The sequence below is a fragment of the Gracilimonas sediminicola genome, from assembly GCF_024320785.1.
GTDB classification, from domain to species: Bacteria; Bacteroidota; Rhodothermia; order Balneolales; family Balneolaceae; genus Gracilimonas; species Gracilimonas sediminicola.
This window is the reverse complement of sequence record NZ_JANDBC010000001.1, coordinates 559,778-579,911: the sequence shown is the minus strand read 5'-3', so window position 1 is coordinate 579,911 and position 20,134 is coordinate 559,778. Positions and strand designations below refer to the sequence as shown.

Below are 20,134 nucleotides of genomic sequence, written 5' to 3'. Positions count from 1 at the left end.
GATTAGAAATTATATCTTAATGTTCCAACGGTTCCTACACTTCCTGTAATCTCTTTCTGGGATAGGTAAAACTGTAAATCTTTTTGCTTCTTCCTGTAACCGCCAGCAGGCTTGCTTGTAAAAGCATCGTAGATGTTATATCCATAGATTAGAATTCCTGCCAGTAATAACCCCCGGCGCTGGTTGTCTATTCGCTGAACTTCAGATTTCTGGCGTTCAGCTAAATCACCTAAACGCAAAGCTTCCTGTTCAGAATTGGCATTGTTATACTTTTCCTGATATTCATGGAAAAGATCCAGTTCTCTTTGGTAATCGGAGGATTTCAGACCGGCATAAGTAAATAAGGCTGCAGTGGAAGCCCCAAACAGAAGGGCTTTGAAATGCTGTTTTTTGTAAAATTGACTTAGACCCGGAAATACAGAGTAGATTCTGGATTGCGATTTGTCTGGCCTTAATTTGTCGGCAATAAACGTCAGTCTTGGTTCAGGTATGTTTAATCGTCTTTTCGTATTCCCAAAATCCGGATTTTCAATTTCAAGGTCTCCAATTTCTTGATTGGTGTTAAACTTTGCGAAACCGGTTCCCTGATATTTACCATTGTAATAGATGTCCGAATCCTCGTCAGTAAGAACAATAACGTTAGCATCATAATAATGCCGCGCAGCTACATTATTAGTAAGGATTGCAGTCCCAAAATTTCTGTCATTAAATCTATGAGAATAGGTCACTGTAGAGTCAGTTAACACCTGTATATAAGAGGTTTCGCTTTTATCAAAGTGGGTTTGTAAAGATATCAGATGAATACCAGACCTAAATTTTAAAGTGTCTCCTGAGGCAATCTTAACAGCATCTAAAAGATCATTTCCGGGTATTACGTAGGCTGAATCGGTATTGAATTCGAATTTTATAAAACCGGATTGTTCTTGAGCTAATAAGGTAGTTGAAGGGAATAAGAGGAATATAAAAAGATATTTTACCATGGGTCTGTATTTAGTCTCCAGGTTCCTGTTGAAGTAGAGTCAAAGTAAAGGGTTCCCCAGGTTTTATGAGTATGGTACGCTCCACGAACCCCGAAAAGCTCTGTTAAGTAAAGTTTTGATTCATTCAGTCCCGTAATTAAAACTTCTTCGGAAGGAGGGGAAAAACCACCTGAATATGCTTTAAAAAAAGTTGTGTCTGGATCAGTAGCATAATCAGAGTGATGGATCGGAGTTTCAGAAATTCTTACTTGATAAGATTCAATAACAGGTTTTACATAAGATGTGTCATTACGAAAACCTATCTGAAGTTCGATATCGTTTTCAGAAAACTCAGATCCATCTAAGAAATATAGATCACGTAAATATTTTAAAGGATAAATTTCATTTAAATACCCTTCGATATCGCCTCTTACTATTCTGTAAAAATACTTTGAGTCTGGATTCAGGTTTAAGTTAAGGACGAAAGACTTACTTTCGTTAAAAATTGAATCTTCACCAATTAATACGGGCTCGGAATGCTCAAACTCTTTGTAGTAGAATTCAATTTTGTCGTTAGCAGTTAACGACTGTTTACTCCAATTGAAAGTCATATAAGGTTCTTGCTTGAAGGGCTCTATAATTAAATCTATTTGAAAACCCATTGCTTCAAAAGAAGTAAATACTGGATCAGAATACGCGGTGTCATCATCTTGCACATAAAATGATTGGATTTTGTAATGTGCATAAACCCCATTGTATACTGATTTGTCATGGAACTCAAACTTAAAATAATCTTGATAATTGAATGAATTATATTCTCTTTTGCTTTTAAGTGCTATTATTTCATGATTTGTACTATCAATTTCAGATTTGCTAATTACGTACCCATCCACAAATTGACCTTCACCGTTTCTGAGTCGCCATTCCAAGAATACCGATTTTTGAACCCAGTTATAAGGCACGAGCCTTGACTCTAAACTGTAAGGTTTTATTGGTTTGAAGGAGGGGGCTTGTGGATCTAATTCATTATCAAGAGATAAAGTCGGAGCTCTTTTGCATCCAAATGAAAGGCTCATGCACACAGCAAAAAAAGTCAGTATGATAATCAAGGGGCGTCTCATTTCAATGAAAACTTTAAAGTTAGTTGGGGAACAATTCCATCCATAATTGAAACTGCAGATACTGATGCATTGGCATAGAAATTATTTGAGTTATGCTTATAGCCTTGTCTTGGTTTCCTAATCCCATCAAGTGTAGATATTATATACACAGCTCCCAGACCTAAGAGGTATGCATTAAATTTTTCACTAATTTTATCCAAATTCCTTTGGGCTTTTTCTGCTTTCTCTCTGTATTCAATAAGTTCTTCAGTTGTTTGAGATCTGTTATAAAGTTGTTTCCAGTTACTAAATTCATTTTTCTTATTTGTATAAGCCTTCTGCTGCCTAAAGAGCTGGATAGAGAGGCCTGCCAATAATCCATAGGTTACTCCAGCTCTATAATTCTGTTTTTTTGAAACATATGCGGCTCCGGGTAATAATTGTGTAGCAAATGAGAGGTCGGAAGGGCTTTTATTATATCTTTCTATATGAGTTTGCTCATAGATTTTTGTGTCAATTCTTTTTGTTAAACTTCCAAATTCAGGATGTTTAATAACTAATTTATGTTTACCTGTTAAAGCTACAACTTTGGCAATATGCTCTCCTACATATTCACCATCAAAATAAATAGAAGAGTTAGGATCGGTAATAATTGTAAGATTAGGTTCTCCTATTATTGCTTTATAAGAAGTTTTTGGGTAGGGAGGGAAAGTGTGGACGATCTGCCTCCCGACAGTTTCTCCCGGTTTGGCATTAATAGTGAATGAGTGGTCATTGATCGTTCTCCAGACAACGGTTATATGACTTTTCCCAGGATTTATGCGGACACTGTCACCTCTTTTTATTAAGTGAGGGTTTTCAAATTTCTTATCAACCACGATATAATATTGTTCGAGGTTGGCAATTACTTTAACCCAGGAAGAAACCGAATCTGCTTGTTGTGCAGTTAAACTTTTTGAGTAAAAGAAAACTATAAAAGTGAAGGCTAAGAAAAACTTATGAACCTGATAACAACTGTTCATTCTTGACGAAGTAAAACTTTTAACTTTTCTGTAGAATAGTAAATTTGGAATAAACTAAAAACAGAAAATTCAGTTACTTCCTTTGCCTTCTAATTAGAAGGGTAAAAATATCGGTCTTGCTTATCATAACTCATTAATCAGGTAAAATCCACCAATCCCACAAATCATGGTTCCAAGTTTGAACCTTGATTTATGGGATTTTAGGATGACCCGGATTATCTACTTCATCCCCTCTATGTAATCCCCAAACTTCCAGGTTGATTTAAAATCTTTGTCCAATTCCTGATTGGTGAGCAAGGCTTTCACCATGGCAACGGGAATGCTGTTGTTTTGGAGGATGGTGTCGTGAAATTCCTTTTCGGTCATTTGCCCGGACTCGACCAGTTCCTGTCGCAGTGAATAAAACTGCATGGCTCCAACCATGTAGGCAATTTGATATAACGGACCATAGTTACCTTCAAACGAGCGGCGTACTTCTGCTTCGGCATTGGCATATTCATGGCCGACTTTATCCACCAGATAATCAATACATTCCTGTGGCGACCAGTTTCCAAGATGGTAATTCAGTGAAAACACAATACGGGCGGCACGGTGCATTCTCCAGTACAACATCCCGATTTTGTCTTCCGGATTGTCAGGGAAATCTTTTTCCCAAAGCACGAACTCCCAATACAGTGCCCATCCCTCCGTCCAGAAAGGCGTTCTGAACATCCGGCGGTGGGTTTCATATCGCCGGTTCATAAATTGCTGTAAATGATGGCCGGGAATGAGTTCATGATGGACTACCGCCTTGGAAAAGTGAGGATTATTCCCCCGCATGCTCATCATTTTTTCTTCGTGAGTCATCGTATTAGTGGGATAGGCTATTCTTACCACTTCTCCACCCAAAAAGAAGGGGGCAATTTTTTGCCATTCCGGGCTCAACATTACCATGCGCCAGGTTTCCTTGGCCAGGGGTGGAATGGTGAGCAGGTCTCTTTCTTCCAGGAAGGTGACGGCTTCGTCTGCTAAATCCTTAACCAACGGAGGTTGTTCTCCGGCGGGGACGTGTGTTGTCTTTACATACTCCAGGGCTGCCTTCCAGTCATCGCCGTAGCCCAGCTCCCGGGAGGCTTTCAGCATTTCATTATAAGTCCACGCATACTGTTCGTTGGCAATATCTATGAGTTCCTGAGGCGTGTATGAAATCATCTCGAAGCCCAGCCGGCGGATAATTTCATCTTCACCAATGGGGTTACCGATGATTCCTGAACCGTCATCATCTTCTGGTTTTTGATTGTAGTGTTGAGCAAGGGCTTTTTCATATTCTTCAAGAGAGGCCGTAAGAGCTGCATAGGGTTTCTCCACCCACCAGGTGAAATCCGGGTCGTAGCCATAGTAAAACTCATAGGCTTCGGTAATCGCCTCTCTTCGTTCTTCAATTATACCGGCTACTAACCCGGCCTGTTGTTTGGAAAGCTTGAGGGTTTGCTCCAGTTCATTCAGCAAAGTAGCTGTTTCTGAATGCCAATTGTTAAACCGGGTGGCTACCTCTTTTCCATCCAAGGAAGTACCTGACCTTCTCTCGGTAATAAAATCCATCATTCCATTTTTGGCCGGAATACGTTCCGAAACCTCGTTAAACCGCTGGCGATCAGCTTGCAGGAAGTATAAGGAGCGTTCCAGATCATTCTTGAAAAGGAGGAAGTCCACTTTATCAGGATGAGCCAGTTCACGGAAGTTAATTTCATCCAGGTAGCTCAGCCACAGGGTATAAAAGTCATCAAAACGGGTGAAATATTGTTCGGAGTTTTCTACAGAATATTTCCTGGATAATGCCCCGGAATCTTCCTGGTAAACAATAATGGCATCTTCAATGGAAGAAAAGGTAGTCTGAGCCTGAATTTCATATTGAATAGAACACAGAAAAAGTGAAGTAAAAAAGGCCAGCAATGATGTTCGCATAAATTCCCGCTTTGTTAAGAATATGAAAGCTATGAAAAGAAAAAACCGGCAGAACTGCTATGGGGAATTTGTTAAGGATTGAGATGGATTTTTATGAATGTCCCATTTTCTTCTGAATAAGGCTTAAGATTTATTTCTTTTGGTGATAGATAAAGAGATTAAAAGGCATATTTTACATATATTCCATCGATCAATAAATAGTAAAACATTATGGAAACAGTAAAAATATCTCCAAAATTTCAGGTGGTTATTCCTGCTAAGGTTAGGAAATCTCTGAACCTGAAAGCAGGTCAACGTGTACGGATGATTCCTATAGATGGAAAAATCGAGGTTGTTCCCGTTCCTGAAGCAAAATCATTGCGAGGTTTTGCCAAGGGTATTGATACTTCCATTGAGCGGGAGGAGGATCGGTTTTGAATGTTTTAGACTCATCGGGATGGCTGGAATATTTCACGGATGGTAAATATGCAGATACATTTGAGCCCATTATTGAAAATGATGAAGAGTTATTGGTGCCTTCCATTTGTTTTTATGAAGTCTATAAAGTGTTAAATAGGGAGCTGGGAAAATCAAAGGCGCTGGATGGGATAGCGCTCATGGCTAATGGTAAGGAGGTATCGGTGGATCAGGAAATTGCACTTACGGCTGCACAAATAAATGCGGAGTTAAAATTGCCTATGGCAGACTCCATGATTTATGCAATTTCCCAAAAATATGAGGCTGAGCTCTGGACTTTAGATTCTGATTTCGAGGGGCTGGAAGGGGTGAAATACTTTTCGAAGAAGGGTTGAATCTTGATTTATTGGATTTCAGGATGCCCTTGATTAGAAGGAAAAAGAAAAGGATCTCATAGTATTTCTCAACCGCTCCAAAGAATCATGGTAATCAGATAATCCTGCTAATCATGGTTCAAACATCCCAAGCAATCATCACATCATTTTTAGAACCTTGATTTAAAGGATTTCAGGATGCCTTGATTGAAATTCTTTTGGTCAAAAAGAATAACTGAATAATTCAAAGTTCTCTTACCTCCCCAATTAACCCCAAAATCCATTTCAAAGGTTAAACAGGATTGTCTTATCTTTAATGCTCTGAGAATTTTGAAATCCAAAAAAGCATAAATGCACTCTTACAATCCGGCCGACATCGAGTCCAAATGGCAACAACACTGGCTCGAAAACAAAACCTTTGAAACGCCCACCGATAAATCCAAACCAAAGTATTATGTGCTGGATATGTTTCCGTATCCAAGTGGGGCGGGGCTTCATGTAGGTCACCCGGAAGGATATACGGCTACGGATATCATTGCCCGTTACAAACGGATGAAAGGCTTCAACGTGCTTCACCCAATTGGCTGGGATGCATTTGGATTACCAGCCGAGCAATATGCGGTGAAAACGGGAACACATCCGCGAATCACCACAGAAAAGAACGTAAATAAATTCAGGGAACAGCTGCAGGCTATTGGTTTCAGTTACGACTGGGATCGCGAAGTGAATACCACCGACCCGGATTATTATAAGTGGACCCAATGGATCTTTTTGAAGCTGTATGAAAAAGGCTTGGCGTACGAAGATGAGGTTGCTGTAAACTGGTGCCCTGAACTGGGAACCGTACTGGCGAATGAAGAAGTCATTGACGGCAAGAGTGAAGTTGGTGGCTATCCCGTTATCCGAAAGCCGATGCGCCAGTGGGTGTTGAAGATTACAGAATATGCCGAGCGATTGCTCCAGGATTTGGAAGATCTGGACTGGCCGGAGTCGCTGAAGGAAATGCAGCGCAACTGGATCGGGAAATCGGTTGGGGCAGAAATTGATTTTGAGATTTCAGGCCATGATGAAAAGCTGAAGGTTTTTACAACACGACCGGATACCATTTTTGGTGCTACTTATATGGTGATGGCTCCCGAGCATCACCTGGTGGATAAAATCACGACCGAAGATCAAAAGCAGGCGATTGCTGATTATCAGGAAGAAGCGGCCAAGAAATCGGACCTGGAGCGACAGGAACTGAACAAAGAGAAAACGGGCGCTTTTACCGGGGCTTATGCCATCAACCCGGCCAACGGTAAGCAAATCCCAATCTGGATTGCCGATTACGTGCTGGATAGTTACGGAACCGGAGCCATTATGGCCGTACCCGGTCAGGATGAAAGAGACTGGGAATTTGCTGAGAAATTTGATCTGGAAATCGTTCGCACGGTTCAGCCGGAAGAAGGATTTGAAGGAAAAGCCTACACCGGAGAAGGAGTTGCCATAAACAGTGACTTCCTGAATGGGTTGAAAATCAAAGAAGCCAAAAATAAAATCATTACCTGGCTGGAAGAGAAAGGTGCCGGCACCAAATCGGTGAATTACAAACTGCGCGACTGGCTGTTCTCCCGTCAGCGTTACTGGGGTGAACCGTTCCCGATTATCCATGTGGATGGGGAACCAAAACCGCTGCCGGAATCTGAATTACCGGTAGAGCTTCCGGAAGTGGATAAATATCAACCCACCGGTGATGGCGAACCGCCACTGGCGAATGCAAAAAATTGGGTGGAAACCACCGATCCGGAGACCGGGAAAACGGCCATCCGTGAAACCAATACCATGCCGCAATGGGCCGGTTCCTGTTGGTACTATCTGCGGTACATCAGTCCAGAATTTGATGGAGGTCCTGTAGATCCGGATTATGAAAAATATTGGATGCCTGTAGATCTGTATGTAGGGGGAGCCGAACATGCGGTTCTGCACCTGCTGTATGCACGTTTCTGGCACAAAGTACTGTACGATATGGGCGTGGTTTCAACCAAAGAACCATTTAATAAGCTGGTGAACCAGGGGATGATACTGGGTGAAATGGAATTCACCGGTCCCGATGGCAATAAGATTGCTGAAGACAAAGTAGAGAAGAAGGGTGAGGGCTTTGTGCTCAAAGGCACCGATACGAAAGTGGAAGCCCGGGCTCACAAAATGTCCAAAAGTCGCGGTAATGTCATCAACCCTGATAACATCATAGCTCAATACGGAGCCGACTCGCTGCGATTATACGAGATGTTCATGGGACCGCTGGAGCAAGTAAAGCCCTGGAGCACCAAGGGTGTGGAAGGTGTGAACCGGTTTCTGAATCGGGTTTGGCGCTTGCTCGTAGATGAAGATTCCGGAGAGATATCTGCTAAGGTGAAGGATGTGGAGGCCGAGAAAAAACACCTGAAGCCTCTCCATGAAGCCATCAAGAAAGTAAGCGAAGATATTGAGGGACTCCGTTTCAATACCGCCATTTCCGCACTGATGATTTTTGTGAACGAAGCCAATGGATGGGATGAAATTCCTTTATCGGTAGCTGAAGAATTTATTCAGATTTTGAATCCATTTGCTCCGCATATCACAGAAGAATTGTGGAGAATGCTGGGTCATGAAGACACACTGGCTTACGAAGGCTGGCCTCAGTTCAACGAAGAATACCTGAAGGCTGATTCTATCACCTATCCGGTTCAGGTGAATGGGAAAGTCCGCGCCGATATTGAAGTGGATGCCGATAAAGCCAAAGACAAAGAGTACGTGCTGGGCTTAGCGAAGGAAGAAGAAAACGTAGCCAAATATCTTGCTGATGGAAATCTGGTGAAAGAGATCTTTGTGCCCGGGAAGATTGTGAACTTGGTAGTCAAGTAAACCGGCTCGTTGAGTCGGCTTTGGCCATCGGCTCTGATATATCTTTTTGGCGATAGAGTTTATGTTATGCTGAGCAAAATAACAGGTGCTGATCCTGATAGATAAGCTACGTTGATGTTATTTCTTTGCTTTTTTAATGAGTTTAAGAGCCCAGTCGTAATGGCTTGAAGTAGCAGAAATCAGGTAAGCTCCAAGTGATGTAGATCCGGTCCACTTAAATCTTTTTTTCTCAAAAAGTTCTTCATTCGAATGTTGGGTAATGATTTTTTGAAGTTTTAGGAAGGATAGACTCAAATCTTCCCGAATTTTATTGAGTTCGACATTCCTGTATTTTGTCCAAATTTCTTTATTTAGCTCAGGAGTTGTTTTCCATGTGTGTCCCTTAGCGGGCATCTCCGGTTTTTCTCCCTTCATCCCCACTTCATACCAATCCAACATCATTAAATGCCAATGGTGAAGATGAGCGAGTACATCTCTAATGTTCCTGTTCATTGTCCCTTCCGGAAATTCGGCATTTTGTTCCTCTGCAGAATATGAGTCAATCAACTGATTAAGTTTGGCAAAATTCTGCTTACTCAGTTCCTTTAATTCTTTCTTTGTTTTAGGACGAGCCATGACGCTTAGGTTTAAATAGTAAACAGATCTCAACTATTAGCTTTATGTTAATATTGAAATGTTAAGATGAGATGAAAAGAATTTTTGAATAATAGATTAGCTAATACATTTAACTTCACGAAATGACCAATTACACCTGAAGAAAGGAATAGGTGTGACGGAATCTGGAACTAAACCACTCTGCACTAAAAGTGCAGAGGTTTTATGTGGGACTGAAAGTCCCGGTTCTCATTCCAAGATGAAATCTGAATTATCTTCATCATCTTTGTTTCTATGATGCTCTAAGTATTGTTGGACCATCTCATCAGTGATATTGCCCGTACTCCAAACTCCATATCCTGTCGCCCAAAAATGCCTCCCCCAATATCTATCCTGAAGATGGGGAAACTCTTTTTGAAGTATATGCGAACTTCGCCCCTTCATCCGCTTTACAAACTGACTCAATGCTATTCGGGGTGGATATTCAATGTGGATATGAATGTGGTCTTTACTCACTACCCCTTTCAAAATCTGTACCTCCTCTCCTTCACATACCTGGATCAGCAGCTCCCGACAGCGCTTTTGCACATCGCCTTTCAGTACATGGTATCTATATTTAGTCACCCACACAATATGACACGTCAACCTACTTACCGTATGACTTCCTCTTCGCATTCCCCTTTCCATAAACCCATAATAACACCTTTTAGATTTTTTCGGAATACTAAAGTGCTGCACTAAAAGTGCAGGGTTTTAAACCCTCGGCTGGGACCAATAAAAAAGGCTCCGACGCTAAGCTTCGGAGCCAGTTTAAAAACTCATCATACTCAAAGTAGGATTATGTGGTTTTTACCTTTGCATTTTTGGCGATTTGTTTGACGGATTTTGTTTTATAACCTACAAATAATATCAATTTGTTAATCCAATCAATAGACCAATGAAATTTTCGTAACACATCGATGAACAAAACTACGCGAATCTCTTTCGTTTGATTTGTTGCATCGTGCAAATATACATCATTAAACATTATACCTTCCCCGTTCTTCCAGAAATAGGATTCACCATGTTCAATCTTAGATTTATCTTCACAGTTAAAAACCTCACACTGGTCATTGATCCGGATCCTGCAATTATTGTCTGCGTTATTTCCTGGGATGATTACACCTAAATGGTATCGTAAAAAACCTTTATAATACCCAAAATGAGGTTTAATGTATTGTTCTGGGTCTAGAATAGAAAAAAAGGCTTGTTTTATTCGAGGTATTCCTCGAAGAAGGTCGGCGGTTTCAGGGCAGAGACTACAGTTTTCTTCAATGAAGTCCCCCGACTTGAACATAAATGATTTCCACTTGATCGCCTGTACCCCCCCTTTGGTTTTAGCACCTGCCAGTCCATCCAAATCTGGGATATTGTCTTTGATATTCAAGAGTTCCCGGCACTCTCTCTGAATAATATCTGCATTTTCTTCGAGTATTTTAAAGTCGGGGTATTCATTTTCATAATTGTAAATAAAAGCGGGGGTTTTTTTAATCCAACCCCTCTGTTCTAATGTGAATACTATTTTATTCAGAGTTTTTAGAGGATCCATTTAAACGCCTTGTATGATATGATCATTAATCAAAGACAAGAGAATAATCGAATTACGGTTATATGTCAATCAAAAATTTTTTAAAACTTTACTCAGAAAAAGGGTACAAAAAAAGCTCGGTCAATTACTTAACCGAGCTTAAAAAAAACCATTACTAGATTCGCAATTCTTTACCGTTCTTCAACCGGAGTCCATTCCAGCCCTTTCTCACCAACATAAAGAGCTCGCGGGCGAATCAGGCGGTTATTAGCTGCTTGTTCCATGAAATGCCCGGTCCAGCCTGAAACACGACTCATCGTGAAAATACAGGTGTACAGATCAGGCTCAATTCCGATAGAATAGTAAACCGTAGCTGAAAAGAAATCTACGTTAGGATCGATATCTTTTTCACTCTTCATAGTGTTCAGCATATCCATCGACCACTCATACAATTGCTGATGTCCCGTTTCTTCAGAAAGATCTTTGGACATGGTTTGCAGCAGTCGGGCACGTGGATCAAAAGTTTTATACACACGGTGACCAAAACCTGAAATCTTCTCTTTATTAGCCAGTTTCTTTTTGGTGAATTCAACGGCATCTGCAGTGTCCGGATCTTTGTCCAGCTCAAGCAGGGTATTCATAACAGCCGTGTTGGCTCCGCCATGAAGAGGTCCTTTCAGTGCACCGATAGCTCCGGTTACGGCTGAATACATATCAGCCTGTGTTGCACAAATAGTACGGCATGTGAAAGTTGAGGCATTCATTCCGTGCTCGGCATGCAGGATCAGGCAAAGATCCATGGTCTTTTCAGCTTGCTCGCCGGGCTTCTCGCCATTCAGCATATATAGAAAGTTGAACGCAGTGCTGCCTTCATCAAGTGGCGCTACAATGTCTTTGTCTTTACGGGCACGGTCAAAGGCTGCAATGATAGTAGGAATCTTTGCCGTGATGTCGATGGCCTGACCTTCGAATAAAGTGTCATCAAACTTGCCATGCGTATCATCAAAGTCTGCAAGCATGGAGACGGCTGTTCTCAGAACGGCCATAGGCTCAGCGCTCTTATCGGTAGTTTTAATATAGTCGAGTACCGGCTGAGGAAGTGAACGATGCTCAATCAAAAGCTTCTTTAAACTTTCCAGTTCTTCCGCGTTTGGAAGGCGATCGTTCCAAAGTAAAAAGCAAACTTCTTCAAAGGTTGCATTTTCAGCCAGGGTGTCGATAAGATACCCGGAATAAATAAGTTCGCCTTTTTGTCCGTCAATAAAACTTTTAGATGTAGAAAAAGCTACAATGCCTTCAAGTCCTTTATTGATATAAGGATATTGTTGCTCGTCAAAGCCTGTGTGAATGCCTTCTGACATTTAGTACTCCAATTTATGTTAAAAGAATAATCTGCTCGGTAAGAGCCAACTTCACGCTGCTAACATTTTTAAATATACAAGCGTTTGTGGTTGGTAATAAAATCCGATTCTCGTTTGAGAAGAGCATCGAATATAGTAAAACGACCGCACAATTTTAAGTCAAATTGTTTAAAACTATTTCAATAAAACAAATGATCTTGAAGAAAGTGTGAAGACGCGCAGGTTTTCTGAAATTGAGCCAAGTGTAACATCAAAGATACTACAGCGTACTTTTTTATCGAACCAATTCAGATATAGCTATGGAATCTTATCAATTTGACTCTATCGGACTTGCTCACTTCAGCTTTGCTATTCTTTCTATGATTTTGGGTGCGCTTATCATTTTTATAAAGAAAGGGGGATCATTCCATAAAAAGTTAGGCTACGTCTATTTTGGCTCAATGATAGGGCTGAATGTAACCGCCCTGATGATTTACAAACTCTTCGGTTTTTTCGGGCCGTTCCATGTGTTTGCTTTGATCAGCTTGGTTAGTGTGATAGCCGGATTTGTTCCCGCTTACCTCAAGAAACCAAAGGACACCTGGCTGGAGTATCACTATGAATTTATGAACTGGTCGGTAGTGGGCTTATATGCTGCGTTCTGGTCAGAAACTTTTACCCGGTTCTTCAGTTTTCAAGGCTGGGATGGATTCTGGATATTGGTAGGAACAGCCACAGGAATTACGGTTGCCATAGGCGCTTACCTGATTAAAAAGAAGAAGAGCTATTTTTTAGAAAAGTTTGGCGGAAAAAAATATGCTTCGGTTGATTAAGACTGATTCTTGGCCTCATTCCAAAACACATCCATCTCTTCCAATGTGGCATCTTTGAGGGCTTTTTCCTGCTCCTTTAGCTTTTTCTCGATGTAGCGAAAACGTTGCTCAAACTTGGCATTGGTTTTTCGGAGACTATCCTCTGCATTGAGGTCAAAATACCGGCTCACGTTAACCAGGGAAAACAACACATCACCAAACTCATCGGCGAGTTCATCGGGATTATTTGTCTCTAAAGCTTGCCGGAATTCCTGCAGTTCCTCATCCAGTTTTTCCCAGGCAAGTTTCCATTCCGGCCAATCGAAGCCCACATTCGCTGCTTTCTCTTGCATGCGTTGCGCGCGAATTAATGCGGGAAGGTGAGCAGGCAGGCCATCCAATGTAGATTTCTTTCCTTCTTTAAGTTTGATGTTTTCCCAGTTTTCAGAAACCTGTTCTTCGCCATCTACTTTCGTATCACCAAAAACATGAGGGTGCCGGCGGATAAGCTTTTCCATCAGCGTGTAAATCACATCTCCTATGTCAAAGGTCTCGGTTTCGGTAGCCATCCGGGAATGAAATACAACGTGGAGCAGCAGGTCGCCGAGCTCCTTTTTGAACTCATCGAAATCCTGATTGTCAAGCGCTTCAATGGCCTCATAAGCCTCTTCGATCAGGTTGTCTTTGATGGATTCATGGGTTTGCTTACGATCCCAGGGACATTCCTTCCGGAGAATAGCTACCAACTCTACAAGATCTTCAAACTTCCGGCTTGGCTTCATACTTGAAATTTTAAATTAAAAATTATGGATCTGAAATTACCCAATTCAAAATCCATAATTTCCAATTTCTAAGTTTTTTTCTTCTTCTTTTTGGCGGCGGGGAAGAGGATGTTGTTCAGTATCAGCCGGTAGCCGGGACTGTTGGGATGTAAGGCCAAATCGGTGGGGGGATCGTTTACACGGTGTGTGTAGTCCTCAGGATCATGCCCGGCGTAAAAGGTGAAGGTGCCGCGACCGTAATTTCCATGGATATATTTAACCTGCTCTCGGCCGGGAGATTCGCCCAATATCACCGCCGATGATTTCACCTTGTCTTTTTGAAAGGCGGTAGTTTGTCCGTAAAAGCCACGCACGCTGCTCACGTGATTTTGAGTTAGCATAGTAGGAACCGGGTCCCATTTAGCTGAAAATTCAAACAGGGTAAAAAAGTCAAGTGATTGGTCAACCCGGTTGATGCTTACCGGAACGTCAATGTTGGCATGCTCGTATTCACTGGGGTTCAACACAATTTCAAAATCCTCAAAAGCGAGTGTTTTGTTGAAATCCAGCTTTTCCTGTGCATTGGGATCGGCAGGGTCGCCGTCAAACTGTTCCGGGGCTATATCCACGCCTTCGGCAGCCAGGGCAATATCGAACGTATCGGTTCCGGAGCACATCGAAAACAGAAACCCGCCATTGCCTACATAGCGTTTGATGGTGCGAGCCACTTCTTTCTTCTGTTCGCTGACTGAGGAGTAACCGAGTTCACTGGCCATCGCCTCCATTTGCTTAACTTGTGCAATGTACCACGGCATATTACGGTAGCTGGCCCAAAATTTACCATACTGTCCGGTAAAGTCTTCATGGTGAAGGTGAAGCCAGTCGTATTCATCCAGCTTACCTTCCAGCACTTCCACATCCCACACTTTCTCGTATTCCACTTCTGCGTAGGTGAGGGCAAGCGTCACGGCATCGTCCCAGGGCAAAGCCTGGTCGGGAGTATAAACGGCAATTTTTGGTGCCTTCTCGAGGTTCACAACGGCCGTATTGCTGCTGTTGCTTTCTACATCCGCTACAATCTGCCGGGCTTCAGATGCGCTGATGGTTTCAAGAGAAACATTACGCAGCCTGCTTTTTCGAACAATGTCATTTTCAACCTTTGCCAGGAAGCTTCCTCCGCGATAATTCAACAGCCACTGGGCGGTATATCCATCGGTGATGTGATTAAAAATGACTCCGTAGGCTTTGAGATGGTTGGTTTGCGAAGCATCCATCGAAATCAGCACATGCTGCTGAGCCGAAACCATCAGTACCGGGCTTAGCGCAAATAATAATATCGTAAGCAGTCTCTTGATCATATCAGGAGTTTTGATTGGTTAATTCTGTCAGTCGTTCTCGGGCATATGGAGCGTAAAATCCCTGCGGATATTCCAGTATGAGCCTCTCGTAAATATCTTTTGGAGAAATTTCTGCTGTTGAAGTTGTTGAATCAAGGTTCCAAAAGCAATCCCCGGTAGATTCACACGCACTTCGTACTGATTGAATGTTGGTTTGTTCAGCCAGTTTTGCCTGTTCCCAAAGTAATTTCTCTTTGATGGGGGTGGCAGGATTTGATACCAAAAATACGCTCAGTTCATTATACTTTTTGGCTTTTTGAATATGAGGAGATTCAACGAAGAAGAGTAAAGCATCATCTTTTAGAGCAGTAAAACTCTCATCGTTTATCATTCCCAAAAATGCTTCAGAGCTTTTTGCAGACGCACCGTTATTTTCCATGAAAACAGCATCGGCAAACCGGGAGAGTAACTTGCCTGAAGTATCTACGGCCGTTCCCTGTTGCAGCCATAACCGAAGTTCGAGGGCGTCGTTGGCGTAATAAGAGGTGTTCTGCCTGCCCAGCGATTTCAGCTGAATGCCTGCAAATTCATAATCACCGGCGTAGAAATCGGTGAGGGCGAGAAAGTAACGGGTTTTTTCGGCGAGTTCTCCAATTTCGGCTTGCTTATTAGCCCGTGTAAAACTGATGCGCGCTTCGGTAAACTTTTTCTGAGCAAGATGAATTCGTCCTTCCAGGTACGGAATCTCGGGTGAGTCCCGCATAGCCGGGAGGTTTTTTAGCTTTCGGAGGGCTGTTCGGGCTTTGTCCAGATTAAAAACATGGTCGAGAGCTAACTCGGCTCTTTTAAGCTGCACATTCCCCATACCGCTATAATTGTTGGTCTCAGTCTCGATAGAATCCAGCATAACGGTAGCCAGTTTATAGAGGCTGTCTCGTTTGTTGGTGAAGTCAAGATTGTAATCATCGATATACTTGGCCCATTTTGAATAGGTGTCCGCCAGTTCTTCCAGACCCCGCCACTTAATCTCACCGTAGGCATTGTCGGTGTAATAGGTGAAGGCTTCTTTAGCCAGTTCAAATTCATTATTCTCGGTCAGCTGCCTGCCCAGGTTAAACAGCGAGTAGTTGTAGGATTGAGATCGGCTCTCATATTCTTTAGCTGTGGCAAGCGCCCGGCGGTATAATTTGTTTTCCTGAAGCAGCCAAATCTGCAGCTGGTAAAACGTTTGATAGTTGGGGGATGAAATGGAGAGCTTACCCAACCGCTCGTCAAGTTCAATAATGGTGATGTCGTACAGAATAGGGTCGTTGTACCGAAGCAAACTGCGCTGTATGTATGATATTTGGTTTGGGGACGATTCCAGTAAATTCAGCCATTCTTCAATTGCCAGCTCGTATTCGCCGGCTCTCATATAAGCATTTGCTATATCCCCGAAAAATAAACGGTCGTTTTGAAATACATTCCGCGCCTTTTTATACACTTCAACGGCCTCAACATATTCACGCCGGCTTACCATCGTTCGGGCGGTGGTTATATAAAGTTGTAGCTGACGGGGGTGAGATTCCAGGTTGGCATACCAGATATCTAATGCTTTTTCTGTCTCTTCCTTAAAATGATAGATTTCCCCGATTCGGATCTCTACCTGACTTTCAACTTCGGGCTGGTCCTGGTATTTACGGGCAATTTCGAGTCCCTGATCATACTGCTTTAACTGGATCAGGCAGTCGATTAACCGGTCGGCATAAACGTAAGTGCCGGGATTGTCATCGTGCAGTTCCTGTAACAGGGGCAGGGCATCGGCATGTTGCTGCTGCTGCATAAGCCGGGTGGCAAGCTGGAAGTCGCTGTTGTTTTGAGCTGTGGCTGTGAAACTCAGCAACCCGATAATCAATAAAGAGAAAACGGTTTTTAAAAAAGTGTTCATGAACTCATGATATCAAATTCCGGGAAGAAAGATTTTATCTCCCTGTAAAAACGGTTCAGCGGAAACCCGACTACATTATAGTAGTCCCCATCAATTTTTTCTACAAACAAGGCGCCCAAGTCATCCTGAATTCCATATGAACCGGCTTTATCCATGGGGTTACCGCTTTTTATATACGCTTTAATTTCCTGTTCACCTAACGTGCTGAAGGTAACTTTTGTTTGTTCATAAAAGGTATGTTTGGCTTGAATCGTGCCATTTTTATCAGTTTTAACAAATGCGACTCCCGTATAAACAAAATGATGGGTTCCACTTAATCGGCTCAAAAAGGAAAAAGCCTCGTCAGCATCTGCCGGCTTACCCAACACTTCTCCATTATGCACCACGATGGTATCAGAACCGATGATGAAGCTATCGCTGAATTTGGAGGCAACATCGGTGGCTTTTAAAGCGGCAAGGTCTTCCACCATTGGCCCGGGCTCCGTGTGCGAGCTTATTTCTTCTACATCACTGGGGGAAATCTCAAAAGCCAGACCTATCTGTTGTAATAATTTCTTTCTTCGGGGGCTCTGAGAAGCCAGAACAATTCGCGTCATACCGTATTTGCACTTTTGGGTTTAGCAGATAATTAAATAACTTAGCCAACCATTTCGATCTTAAATTTCAACTAAGTTAACTAAAAGAACATGGCAAAACGAGGACGTAAACAGGCGGATCATCAACCGATGTTTTTTTCCGCATATAACTACAAACTCATCGGGATAGCGATTTTCCTGATTGTAGCGGGTTTTACGGCCATGTACCTTGAAAATGAAGTGGACGGCTTTATTTCTCTTTTTATCTCTCCGATTGTGATTATGGCCGGCTATATCCTGGTTATATTTGCTATTATGAAGCACGACCGGGATGAAGAACCTGAAGCAGCATCCAGCTAAATAAAAACGTGCTCGATCGCTGGGTAAATATCTTCTTTTCGTTAGCACTGGTTTTTGTATTCATCTTGTTTGGTGACTCTCAACAACACAACCAGATTCTTTTTGGGCTTTTTCTTGCCGCTTTGTTATCCATCACTGCTTTCATTCTGAACTGGTTAACGATTGACGGTGCTTCTTCAGCAACCATATTTGGGGGATTCGCTTATGGTTTGGGCGGACTTGCCGGCGCCGCCGTAGTGCTGGCCTTCTTTATCTCGGGATCGGTGCTTTCAAAAGATTTAATATCCCGCGAAGGTTTCCTGGAAAAGAAATTCCGGCGTAATGGTAAACAGGTTTGGTCGAACGGGTTTTGGTTTGTCCTCTGGATTTTAATTTGGTTTTTGACCGATGTAGATGCTTTTCTGATTGGCGCCGTAACCTCCATTGCAACCGCTGCTTCCGATACCTGGGCTACAGAAATTGGAGAAAACCGGCTAAAGGGTAAAACCCGGCTTATTACTACCGGAGAAAAAGTTCAGCCCGGAACCGACGGCGGCATTAGCTTTTATGGAACCGTTGCTGCACTTACCGGTGCAGCTTTTATAGCGGCAGTGTTCTGGTTTTTTGCTATCGATGCCATGCTTTCAACCATTCTGATAATTGCGATCACCGGATTTTTTGGTTCCCTCATCGATTCTTACATTGGCGCCCGCTTTCAGAATGTGGCATACAGCCTTTCCGGACTTTCATCAATTGGTTTGGAGAATATGTATGTTAGCAACAATTTCGTGAATTGGATTTCTGCAGGCCTGGCTTCAGTAATCAGTTTGATATTAATCTTAATCATTGGCGTATGAAATGGTATAAAAAATTACACTGGCAAATTATAATTGGATTGATTTTAGGTCTCCTTTGGGGGCTTCTGGCCAGTGTCACCGGGTTAAATGAATTTACTTCTGACTACATCAAACCCTTTGGTACCATTTTCATAGCCATGCTGAAGCTGATCGCGATGCCACTGGTGCTGGTTTCGTTGGTGGTAGGGGTTACCAGTTTAAATGATACCACCAAACTGTCGAGAATGGGTTTTAAAACGGTGTCGATTTATGCCGTAACAACCGTTTTTGCCATTACCATTGGTTTGGTAGCGGTGAATGTGATTCAACCCGGAAAAACCCTCCCGGCCGAAACAACAGCCACCCTGCAGGAAAGCTACAGCGAGTCAGTTGACGATCGAAGCGCTACGGCAGAACTGGTGCAGAATCGCGGTCCGCTTGACTTTATTGTAGATATCGTACCCGAAAATTTCTTTGCTGCTGCATCCAATAACTCAAGTATGCTGCAGGTGGTATTTGTAGCTATTCTTCTCGGAATTGGGATTATCCAGATTGGAGGTAAAAAAGCGCAAACGCTGGTGGATGTGTTCGATGCATTTAATGATGTTATTATTCGGATTGTGGAGCTCATTATGCTTACCGCTCCCTATGGGGTTTTTGCGTTGATGGCCTCCCTGATCATAGATCTTGCCGGGGATGACCTCTCCCAGGCGATGGAATTATTATACGCTTTGGGATGGTATTGCCTGACGGTAATCATAGCCCTTATTCTTCACGTTTTTATAGTTTATGCCAGCCTGTTCAAAGTGATGAGCGACATGAAGCTTTCGACCTTTTTCAGGGCCATACAGCCTGCTATGCTGCTTGGTTTCAGTACCAGCTCCAGTTCAGCTACGCTTCCGGTTACCATGGAGCGTGTGGAAAAAAACCTCGGGGTTGAAGATGAAGTAGCCAGTTTTGTGCTTCCCATCGGAGCGACCGTGAATATGGATGGAACGAGTTTATACCAGGCAGTAGCGGCCGTATTTATTGCCCAGGCATTAGGGATGGATTTAACCATTGCTCAGCAATTGATGATTGTGTTAACGGCAACGGCAGCTTCCATCGGTGCAGCCGGTGTTCCCGGAGCCGGTATTGTGATGCTGGTCATTGTGTTGGAAGCCATTCAGGTACCCACGGCGGGAATAGCGCTCATCCTTGGGGTAGATCGTATTCTGGATATGTGCCGAACCACAGTCAATATCACGGGAGATGCTGCGGTGTCAGTGGCAGTGGCATCCTCAGAAGGGCGGTTAGGGGCTCCTAATCTGGATGATTAGAATTTTAGAAAACAGGAAATTTTATATGCCTTTATGCCTGAAAATCTGT

Annotated in this window: 19 protein-coding genes; 7 read left to right on the top strand and 12 right to left on the bottom strand. The window is 42.7% G+C overall.

Annotation, left to right across the window (positions count from 1 at the left end):
- Positions 1 to 2: 2 nt before the first annotated feature.
- From NM125_RS02660 to NM125_RS02645, 4 genes are all read right to left on the bottom strand, one after another.
- Positions 3 to 980 carry a DUF5683 domain-containing protein gene (locus tag NM125_RS02660; protein WP_255132591.1) on the bottom strand — a complete coding sequence of 326 codons (978 nt, stop codon included), beginning with the start codon at positions 978 to 980 and terminating at the stop codon, positions 3 to 5.
- Entirely contained in the window at positions 974 to 2,035 is a 1,062-nt protein-coding gene (locus NM125_RS02655; protein ID WP_255132589.1) for a hypothetical protein, read from the bottom strand. The genes NM125_RS02660 and NM125_RS02655 overlap by 7 nt, the downstream gene beginning before the upstream one ends.
- A 41-nt stretch (positions 2,036 to 2,076) precedes the next feature.
- Entirely contained in the window at positions 2,077 to 2,937 is an 861-nt protein-coding gene (locus tag NM125_RS02650; protein WP_255132587.1) for a PEGA domain-containing protein, read from the bottom strand.
- Positions 2,938 to 3,300: 363 nt separating this feature from the next.
- The gene (locus NM125_RS02645) at positions 3,301 to 5,025 is read right to left on the bottom strand and encodes a DUF885 family protein (RefSeq protein ID WP_255132586.1); all 1,725 of its coding nucleotides are present in this window, start codon (positions 5,023 to 5,025) and stop codon (positions 3,301 to 3,303) included.
- 210 nt (positions 5,026 to 5,235) lie between these two features.
- On the opposite strand from NM125_RS02645, the gene NM125_RS02640 reads away from it, so the two are divergent.
- From NM125_RS02640 to leuS, 3 genes are all read left to right on the top strand, one after another.
- Positions 5,236 to 5,442 carry an AbrB/MazE/SpoVT family DNA-binding domain-containing protein gene (locus tag NM125_RS02640; RefSeq protein WP_255132584.1) on the top strand — a complete coding sequence of 69 codons (207 nt, stop codon included), beginning with the start codon at positions 5,236 to 5,238 and terminating at the stop codon, positions 5,440 to 5,442.
- The gene (locus NM125_RS02635; protein WP_255132583.1) at positions 5,439 to 5,816 is read left to right on the top strand and encodes a type II toxin-antitoxin system VapC family toxin; all 378 of its coding nucleotides are present in this window, start codon (positions 5,439 to 5,441) and stop codon (positions 5,814 to 5,816) included. The genes NM125_RS02640 and NM125_RS02635 overlap by 4 nt, the downstream gene beginning before the upstream one ends.
- 330 nt (positions 5,817 to 6,146) lie before the next feature.
- Positions 6,147 to 8,678 (top strand): leucine--tRNA ligase, encoded by a 2,532-nt coding sequence (leuS, locus tag NM125_RS02630; RefSeq protein WP_255132581.1) that lies wholly within the window; start codon positions 6,147 to 6,149, stop codon positions 8,676 to 8,678.
- A gap of 117 nt (positions 8,679 to 8,795) precedes the next feature.
- Here leuS and NM125_RS02625 read toward each other — a convergent pair whose 3' ends face one another.
- The 4 genes from NM125_RS02625 to NM125_RS02610 form a co-directional block, all read right to left on the bottom strand.
- Positions 8,796 to 9,293 (bottom strand): ClbS/DfsB family four-helix bundle protein, encoded by a 498-nt coding sequence (locus NM125_RS02625; RefSeq protein ID WP_255132579.1) that lies wholly within the window; start codon positions 9,291 to 9,293, stop codon positions 8,796 to 8,798.
- A gap of 228 nt (positions 9,294 to 9,521) precedes the next feature.
- Positions 9,522 to 9,947: an IS200/IS605 family transposase gene (tnpA, locus tag NM125_RS02620; RefSeq protein WP_432419280.1), complete on the bottom strand. Its 426-nt coding sequence runs from the start codon at positions 9,945 to 9,947 to the stop codon at positions 9,522 to 9,524.
- Positions 9,948 to 10,110: 163 nt separating this feature from the next.
- On the bottom strand, positions 10,111 to 10,860 hold the full coding sequence (locus NM125_RS02615) for an aspartyl/asparaginyl beta-hydroxylase domain-containing protein (RefSeq protein ID WP_255132575.1): 750 nt from the start codon (positions 10,858 to 10,860) through the stop codon (positions 10,111 to 10,113).
- A gap of 170 nt (positions 10,861 to 11,030) precedes the next feature.
- Positions 11,031 to 12,200, bottom strand: coding sequence for a citrate/2-methylcitrate synthase (locus NM125_RS02610; RefSeq protein ID WP_255132573.1), 1,170 nt, complete (start codon positions 12,198 to 12,200; stop codon positions 11,031 to 11,033).
- A 299-nt stretch (positions 12,201 to 12,499) separates the two neighbouring features.
- Here NM125_RS02610 and NM125_RS02605 point away from each other — a divergent pair, with 299 nt between their 5' ends.
- Positions 12,500 to 13,012: a DUF2306 domain-containing protein gene (locus NM125_RS02605; protein WP_255132571.1), complete on the top strand. Its 513-nt coding sequence runs from the start codon at positions 12,500 to 12,502 to the stop codon at positions 13,010 to 13,012.
- Here the strand turns inward: NM125_RS02605 and mazG are convergent.
- From mazG to NM125_RS02585, 4 genes are all read right to left on the bottom strand, one after another.
- A complete protein-coding gene (gene mazG, locus NM125_RS02600) occupies positions 13,009 to 13,773 on the bottom strand; it encodes a nucleoside triphosphate pyrophosphohydrolase (RefSeq protein ID WP_255132569.1) in 765 nt (254 codons plus the stop codon). The genes NM125_RS02605 and mazG overlap by 4 nt on opposite strands.
- Before the next feature lie 68 nt (positions 13,774 to 13,841).
- The gene (locus NM125_RS02595; protein ID WP_255132568.1) at positions 13,842 to 15,110 is read right to left on the bottom strand and encodes an asparagine synthetase B; all 1,269 of its coding nucleotides are present in this window, start codon (positions 15,108 to 15,110) and stop codon (positions 13,842 to 13,844) included.
- Position 15,111: 1 nt separating this feature from the next.
- Positions 15,112 to 17,016, bottom strand: a complete 1,905-nt coding sequence (locus NM125_RS02590; protein ID WP_255132566.1) for a tetratricopeptide repeat protein — start codon at positions 17,014 to 17,016, stop codon at positions 15,112 to 15,114.
- Positions 17,013 to 17,612 (bottom strand): Maf family protein, encoded by a 600-nt coding sequence (locus NM125_RS02585; protein WP_255132564.1) that lies wholly within the window; start codon positions 17,610 to 17,612, stop codon positions 17,013 to 17,015. The genes NM125_RS02590 and NM125_RS02585 overlap by 4 nt, the downstream gene beginning before the upstream one ends.
- A gap of 90 nt (positions 17,613 to 17,702) precedes the next feature.
- Between NM125_RS02585 and NM125_RS02580 the strand changes: the two genes are divergently transcribed.
- From NM125_RS02580 to NM125_RS02570, 3 genes are read left to right on the top strand one after another with little or no spacing between them, the layout of a single operon-like run.
- Positions 17,703 to 17,951 (top strand): DUF3098 domain-containing protein, encoded by a 249-nt coding sequence (locus tag NM125_RS02580; RefSeq protein WP_255132562.1) that lies wholly within the window; start codon positions 17,703 to 17,705, stop codon positions 17,949 to 17,951.
- Between the two features lie 8 nt (positions 17,952 to 17,959).
- Entirely contained in the window at positions 17,960 to 18,787 is an 828-nt protein-coding gene (locus NM125_RS02575; RefSeq protein WP_255132560.1) for a DUF92 domain-containing protein, read from the top strand.
- Positions 18,784 to 20,085 (top strand): dicarboxylate/amino acid:cation symporter, encoded by a 1,302-nt coding sequence (locus tag NM125_RS02570; protein ID WP_255132558.1) that lies wholly within the window; start codon positions 18,784 to 18,786, stop codon positions 20,083 to 20,085. The genes NM125_RS02575 and NM125_RS02570 overlap by 4 nt, the downstream gene beginning before the upstream one ends.
- Positions 20,086 to 20,134 lie beyond the last annotated feature (49 nt).